The sequence below is a fragment of the Actinomadura monticuli genome (genome assembly GCF_041463655.1).
Lineage (GTDB): Bacteria > Actinomycetota > Actinomycetes > Streptosporangiales > Streptosporangiaceae > Spirillospora > Spirillospora monticuli.
The window spans coordinates 1-1,180 of record NZ_JAXCEI010000048.1; the positions used below are offsets into that span (position 1 = coordinate 1).

The 1,180-nt window shown below is 65.0% G+C and carries 1 protein-coding gene; it reads left to right on the forward strand.

From position 1 onward, the window contains the following. Window positions 1–1,180, forward strand: a 1,180-nt coding sequence (gene treS, locus SM611_RS37590; protein WP_371955172.1) for a maltose alpha-D-glucosyltransferase, incomplete at both ends; no start/stop codon positions are given.

The following is a 1,180-nucleotide window of genomic DNA, read 5'->3' on the forward strand; positions in this document are numbered from 1 at the left end:
GCGCGGGGCATCCGGGTGATCGCGGATCTGGTGATGAACCACACCTCCGACCAGCACCCCTGGTTCCAGGCCTCCCGCACCGACCCCGACGGCCCCTTCGGCGACTTCTACATGTGGTCCGACGACGACACCGGCTACCCCGACGCCCGCATCATCTTCATCGACACCGAATCCTCCAACTGGACCTACGACCCCGTCCGCGGCCAGTACTACTGGCACCGCTTCTTCACCCACCAACCCGACCTCAACTACGACAACCCCGCCGTCCAGGACGCCATGCTGGAGAACCTGCGCTTCTGGCTCGACCTGGGCATCGACGGCTTCCGCCTGGACGCCGTCCCCTACCTGTACGCCCGCGAAGGCACCAACTGCGAAAACCTCCCCGAAACCCACGCCTACCTCAAACGCGTCCGCGCCGAAGTCGACCGCCTCTACCCCGACCGCGTCCTGCTCGCCGAAGCCAACCAATGGCCCGCCGACGTCGTCGAATACTTCGGCGACCCCGCCGCCGGCGGCGACGAATGCCACATGGCCTTCCACTTCCCCGTCATGCCCCGCATCTTCATGGCCGTCCGCCGCGAACAACGCTACCCCATCAGCGAAATCATGGCCCAAACCCCCAAAATCCCCGAATCCTGCCAATGGGGCATCTTCCTCCGCAACCACGACGAACTCACCCTGGAGATGGTCACCGACGAAGAACGCGACTACATGTACACCGAATACGCCAAAGACCCCCGCATGAAAGCCAACATCGGCATCCGCCGCCGCCTGGCCCCCCTCCTGGACAACGACCGCAACCAACTCGAACTCTTCACCGCCCTCCTGCTCTCCCTCCCCGGCTCACCCGTCCTGTACTACGGCGACGAAATCGGCATGGGCGACAACATCTGGCTCGGCGACCGCGACGCCGTCCGCACCCCCATGCAATGGACCCCCGACCGCAACGCCGGCTTCTCCCAATGCGACCCCGCCCGCCTCTACCTCCCCGTCATCATGGACCCCATCTACGGCTACCAAGCCGTCAACGTCGAAGCCCAGGCCAACAACCCCGGATCCCTCCTGCACTGGACCCGCAAAATGATCGAGATCCGCCAACGCCACCCCGTCTTCGGCGTCGGATCCTACGTCGAACTCTCCGCCTCCAACCCCTCCGTCCTCGCCTTCACCCGCGAGATCA